This is a genomic window from Streptomyces graminilatus, assembly GCF_001418565.1.
In the GTDB taxonomy this organism is placed as follows: Bacteria; Actinomycetota; Actinomycetes; order Streptomycetales; family Streptomycetaceae; genus Streptomyces; species Streptomyces graminilatus.
Genome location: NZ_LIQQ01000273.1, coordinates 21098 through 27361 on the forward strand (window position 1 = coordinate 21098; position 6264 = coordinate 27361).

General features: G+C 70.7%; 4 protein-coding genes. 3 read left to right on the forward strand and 1 reads right to left on the reverse strand.

Annotated features, from left to right (window positions below; translation table 11 throughout):
* Nucleotides 1-6: 6 nt before the first annotated feature.
* A complete protein-coding gene (locus tag AOK08_RS23090; RefSeq protein WP_338400150.1) occupies nucleotides 7-2193 on the reverse strand; it encodes a hypothetical protein in 2187 nt (728 codons plus the stop codon).
* Between the two features lie 611 nt (nucleotides 2194-2804).
* Here AOK08_RS23090 and AOK08_RS23095 point away from each other — a divergent pair.
* From AOK08_RS23095 to AOK08_RS23105, 3 genes are all read left to right on the forward strand, one after another.
* Complete coding sequence (locus AOK08_RS23095; RefSeq protein ID WP_079054214.1) at nucleotides 2805-3626, forward strand: 2-amino-3,7-dideoxy-D-threo-hept-6-ulosonate synthase; 822 nt, start codon at nucleotides 2805-2807, stop codon at nucleotides 3624-3626.
* Entirely contained in the window at nucleotides 3623-4870 is a 1248-nt protein-coding gene (locus AOK08_RS23100; protein ID WP_055529338.1) for a 3-dehydroquinate synthase II family protein, read from the forward strand. The genes AOK08_RS23095 and AOK08_RS23100 overlap by 4 nt, the downstream gene beginning before the upstream one ends.
* 6 nt (nucleotides 4871-4876) lie before the next feature.
* On the forward strand, nucleotides 4877-6264 hold a 1388-nt coding region (locus AOK08_RS23105), incomplete at its 3' end, for a class I adenylate-forming enzyme family protein (protein WP_055529340.1).

Below are 6264 nucleotides of genomic sequence, written 5' to 3' on the forward strand. Positions count from 1 at the left end.
CCGTGGCTACTTCTGGGCGCCGACGGCGGCTGTCCCGGCCGGGCCGGCGTTCCGGGTGATGTTCTGGGTGGCGCTGGACCCGGGGCCGATCGACTGGTTGCCGATGATGCTGGTGCCGCCCTGCTGGATGAGCCCCTGGTTGAGGATGGTCTGCTGCTGACTGCGGAAGTCGGTGATGTCGTAGCCGCGCGCGTCGAGGAACTCCCGGATCGCGGCGAGCGTGTGGCGTTCCACCGCCGCCGTGATCCGCCCGGCGTCCACCACCTGGAAGTAGTTGTGGTAGCTGGGGCTGAGCGCCAACTCCCGTACGCTCAACCGGGCGCCGTAGTCGAAGACCGGGTCCTGCTCCAGGGCGGTCAGTTCGTCGGCCGTCCGCCGGTTGCGTCTGGCCTCGAAACGGGCCTGGCGCAGCGCGCGGGACGGCGCGCCGAAGAACGCCGGTGCGGTACGGGGCAGCGACTCCGCCAGCAGTCCGCGCCGCCGCTCGGGGGTGAGCGGGTCACGCAGCCGGTCGACCACGTGGTACGCGGCGGCCACCGGGCCGAGTACATGGTTGCCGCAGTGCAGGTGCAGGGTCCTGCCCTCGGTCGAGAAGTGCAGGAACACGCTCGGCACCACGTCACCGCCCCACAGCGGCACATGGACCGCGAGATGGTGCCGGACCGTGCCGGTCGGACGCAGCATGATGTCCCGGACCTCCTCGGCGGACAGCCGCGCGGCCGGTGTCAGACCGGTGGTCGCCGTGAACCGGGGGTCGTCGCCGATGGTCGTACCGTCCACGAACACCCGGTCCTCGACGGTGAGCGAGCGGAGGTCCGCCACCGCCTGGTGGACGTCCGCCGTCCCCTCGGCACCGCCGTGCTCGGCGACCGCGCGGAGCTGTTTCCGTACGTGGTCGACGAGTTCGACGACGGTGAACGCCTCCGGCTCGGCCGGACGCGACCGCTCGGTGGGGCGCGACCGGTCGGCGGGGGTGTCGTCGGCGGGCAGGAGCGGGACGGCGAGCGACCAGGTGGAGTCGGCCCTGGCGTAGCCGACGAAGGGTAAGAACCCGCTGTACACGGTGACGTTGCCGTCGCGGGCCTCCTTGACGACCGCCAGCCGTCTGGCGATCCACACCCGCCGGGGTACGGACGGCGTGGGCTGCCGGGAGAACGTCTCGCGGGTCATCGTGGTGCGCAGCAGCCGGTCGGTGTCGAGGTCGTGCCGCGCCACGGTCGCGTACGCGAAGGCAGTCGCGCCGACGGACACCAGCACGGCCGGTACCCCGGCCAGGTAGGTGCCGAGGAGCCAGCTCACGAAGCCGGGGACGGGCAGTGCCGAGAGGGCGACGGCGACGGGGAAGGCGAGCAGGATCGCCGCCGCGGCCGTCAACCCCGTACCGATGAGGATCCTGGCGCCGGGCAGGCGCTGACCCCGGGTGGCAAGGCTGGGGCGGGGGCGGCTCGCCGACGTGGCTATGGCCAGGAGTAACGCGGGGAACACCAGCCACAGGGGTGCGAGCAGCGCGACGGCCGCGAACGCGCCCGTCAGCCGCAGGTCGCGGGCGTGACGGAGGTCCTGTGCCGCCAGGCAGTGGCGGGCCACCGCCACCAGGTCGACATCGGGCGAGGGCGCCACGGCGCCGGCGTCGTCGGCGAGGACGTCCTCCACCACCCGGTCGGCGAACCGCTCGTCGACGTAGGCCGCCGCGCACAGGTACCGGGTGACGTCCCCCGGCTCGCTGCCGACCGGCATGTGCGCCTGCGGGGTCGTCATGGCGGCAACTCCCTTTCCCTGAAGGACACTTCCCTTGACCCGCGCGCCCTTCCGGCCGATGGTCAGCAGGCCGAGCAGGACTCCGGTCACCAGGCCGAACGCGAGCGGGGCGTGCAGGAGTTCGTACCGCAAGCCGACGGACAGCAGGTCGTCGATTCCGTCGACGAACGTTTCGAGCAGCCACCAGCGCAGCAGGGCCACGGCTTCCGACACCAGCACGGCGGCGACGAGAAGGCGGATCCAGCCGCCCGCCCCGCGCAGGACGAGCACGAGCCCCACGAGCAGCAGTACGACACTGATGTCCTGCACGACCAGCATGGACGAGCCGAGGTGGTCGATCTCCTGGTCGGGAGAGAGAGCCCACCTCGGGACGAATCCCCCCAGGACCAGCCAGCGCACGGTCTCGCTGTCGTAGTGGTCGACGAAGAAGCTCACGACGCGACGCTGCCCCCAGGGGCTGCCCACGAGGAGCAGGAGAAGGCACAGCAGGGTGGCGTGTGCGCGTAAGGGCGGCCCGGCCCGAGACGCACTCCGCCGGGACATCAGCATCATCTGGCGTTCCCCCCGTCGCCGGTCCCCGCGACCTGTGGCCGCACCCTACGGCTATCCCCGCTCCCGGCGGGCCGGAACCCGTAAACCGATGGCGGCTTTGATCGACAATTCAGGCATGGGGGATCACTTCCGGGCCCCGAGCGGGGAGGTGGGTAACCCTAGTCACCGGAATTCAATTTCGACAAGAAGCTCGACAGGAAGCTTGGCAGGAAGCTCGGCGGGAATCAGACACTGAGCCTATTAGATAAAGCACCGGGCGCGGTCGCAGGCGGGACAGAACGCCCCAACACGCATAGAGTGCGCGAACAGTACGCCCAGGCAGAGTCAACCCCGCGCGAGCTGTCAATCCCTTATCGAATACTCATGCCGCGCGCTGTATATAAATTTGCCGACGCCACGTCTTGCCATCCGGCAGTGACGCGAGAATGCTCGGGGCCGTTGAACTTGAAAGTTCTACAACCATCGATTTTCGGACACGGAGAATCACAATTCCCATGCTGAAAACGGGCAAGCAATTACGCTTGAGAAGGCTTTCGCTCGCGGGCGACGACCGGCATCTGCTCATCCCGCTCGACCACAGCGTCTCGGACGGACCGATCGTCCCCGCCGACAAGTGGGACGACCTGCTGCGGGCCCTGGTGGACGGCGGGGCCGACGGGATCATCGTCCACAAGGGGCGCGCCCGCTCCTTCGCGCCCGAGATCCTGAAGAGCTGCGCGCTGGTGGTGCATCTGAGCGCCAGTACCGCCTGCTCCGCCGACGTCAACGCCAAGGTGCTGGTCGCCGATGTCGAGGAGGCGCTGACGCTCGGCGCGGACGCGGTCAGCGTCCATGTGAACATCGGTTCGGACACCGAGGCACGGCAGTTGGCCGATCTGGGTGCGGTGGCCCGTTCCTGCGACGCGTGGGGCATGCCCCTGATCGCCATGGTGTATCCGCGCGGCCCCCGGATCGAGGACCCGCGCGATCCGGCCCTCCTCTCCCACCTGGCCAACGTCGCCGCCGACCTGGGCGCGGACATGGTGAAGACGTCCGTGGCCCTGCCGGTCGAGCGCATGGCCGAGGTGGTGGCGGGCAGCCCCATCCCCGTCCTCGCGGCCGGCGGTCCACCGGACGGCTCCGACCTCGTCGAATACGGCAGGGCCGTGATGGAGACAGGCTGCCGGGGCCTGGCCGTCGGCCGGCGCATCTTCTCCTCCCCGGCGCCCGCCGCACTGGTGTCCCGGCTCTCGGCGGTCGTGCACGGCGGAATCACCGGCCCCTCGCACGGCATGCACATGGCCAACTATTCGACGATCGTGGCAGGAGCGGCATGAGGTTCGCATGGATCGATCTGCGTGAGGTCCCCCGTCCGCAGCTCCAGGCTGTGGTGGACGCGGCAATTCACGCCCGGATGGCCGGAGTCGTGGCCGCCGACGCCGAGCTGCTGGGCACCCTGCCCCCGACCGTCACCCGGGTGCTGGCCCCCGAGGGCGACGGCCCGGTCCCGACCACGACCACGACCACGAAGAAGTCCGGCGACAAGGAGGCGAAGGGCGGCGGCGCCGACAAGGACGCCAAGTCCTCCTCGGCAACGGCCACTTCACCGTCGGGCACCGCGTACGACGTACTCCTGCGGAGGTTCGCCACCCAGGACGAACTGGACGCGCTGGCCGCCGAGCACCGCGCGGGTGTCGCGAGCGGCACCGGTGGCTCGGGGAGCGCGGGTGCCACACCGGTCTCCGGGTTCATCGACGTACGGGACGACCGCACCCTCCAACTGTCGTGCGCGGGCGCCATGGTGCTGCCGTACACGGTCATCCACTTCGCCGACCCGACCAAGATCCCGCTGGAGATCGTGCTCGCGGCGGCCGAGTCCGCCGACGGCAAACTGGTGACGGTCGTCGACGGCCTGGAGGAGGCCGCCATCGTCTTCGACGTGCTGGAGCGCGGCTCGGACGGCATCCTCTTCACCCCGCGCAGCGCCGACGAAGTGTTCGCGCTGGCCCGCCTGCTGGAGGCGACGACACCCCAACTGACGCTGTCCACGCTGACCGTGGAGAGCATCAGGCACGTCGGTCTCGGCGACCGGGTGTGCGTGGACACCTGCTCGCACTTCGAGGAGGACGAGGGCATCCTCGTCGGCTCCTACTCCTCCGGGTTCGTGCTCTGTTGCAGCGAGACCCACCCCCTGCCCTACATGCCGACCCGGCCGTTCCGGGTCAACGCGGGCGCCCTGCACTCGTACACGCTCGGCCCCGACAACCGCACCAACTACCTCAGCGAGGTCGGCTCCGGCAGCGCGCTGCTCGCGGTCGGCGCCGACGGCCGCACCCGCCGGGTCGTGGTCGGCCGGGCGAAACTCGAATCGCGCCCGCTCCTGGAGATCCGTACCCATGCCGAGGACGGCCGACTGGTCAGCCTGACCGTGCAGGACGACTGGCACGTACGGGTGCTCGGCCCCGGCGGGAAGGTCCTCAACGTCACCGAACTGCGGACGGGCGACGAGTTGCTCGGCTATCTGGCCGCCGACAAACGCCATGTGGGCCTGCCCATCGGCGAGTTCTGCAAGGAGGTCTGAGGTTCGATGGGCGAACTCGAACTCGAATCGGACCTCGCCGATCTGGTGGGGCGGCTGTTCGACGGGCGGGACGACCGGCTCCCGTACCTGACGCATCAACAGGAGACCCTCACTCGCGGCGAGTTACGGAAGCGTGTGACCGAACAGGCCGCCGTGTTCGCCGGGTACGGCATCGGGCCGGGCTCCACCGTGGGGCTGCGGACCCCGCCCAGTTTCACGCAGATCGAGGTGCTGCTCGCCCTGTGGCGGCTCGGCGCGCAGGTGCTGCTCTTCGACTTCCGGCTCAAACCGCCCGAGGTGGCGGCGCTCCACGCGTTCTGCCGGCCGCAGTTCATGGTCAGCGCCGGTACCAACGTCCGGGCCACGTTCGGTTTCCGGTCCGAGTACGAGGTCGTCACCGAGCGGCACGGACACGGCAAGGGCCTCGCGGCCACCACCGGGCACCGGCTCGTCCAGTTCAGCTCGGGCTCCACCGGACGGCCCAAGGTCATCGGCAGGACCGCCCGGTCGCTCGCCACCGAGGTGGACCGCTTCGCGGGCGTCCCGGGCATGCCGGTCCAGGGCGACCGGCTGCTGCTGCTCAGCTCGACGGCGCACAGCTTCGGCCTGATCGGCGGCCTGCTGTACTCCCTCGCCGTCGGCGCCACCGTCGTCTTCGCCCCCCGCGTGTCCGCCCGCGACATCCTGCGGACCGCGCTGGAGCACCGGATCACCGCCCTGTTCGGCGTACCGGCGCACTACGAACTCCTCGCCGCCGCCATCGATCCGCCCGCCCTGCCCGACCTGCGCATCGCGGTGTCGGGCGGCGAGATCATGCCCCCGAGCGTCGCGGCCCGGTTCGCACAGCGGTACGGCGTCCCGGTCGGCGAGGCGTACGGCACCACGGAGACCGGCATCGTCGCCATCGACGTCGGCGGCACCCTGCGCCCCTCGGTCGGCCGGACGGCGCCCGGGATCTCGGTCCGCGTCGCGCGCGGCGAACTGGACGTCGCCCTCGACGAGTCGCCGTACCTCTTCGACTCGGGCGGTACGCAGTACGCCGACGGCTGGCTGCACACCCGGGACCGGGCCACCCTGGACCCCACCGGCGCGGTGCTGGTGCACGGGCGCACCGACTCCCTCGTCGTCGTCGGCGGCCTCAAGGTGGACCTCACCGAGGTGGAGAACGTCCTGCGCGAGCACCCGGCCGTCGAACAGGCGGTCCTGGTCCACGAGGACGTGACCGAGGCGTACGTCGCACTGCGCGCGGGGGCGGAGCGGCTGTCCGCCGAGGAGCTGGCGCGGTGGTGCAGGGAGCGGCTGGCCGATTACAAGGTGCCGCGTGTCATCCGTCTGCTGGACGCGCTGCCGCGCACGTCCAACGGGAAGTTGGTGCGGCAGCGCGTCCAGCAGAC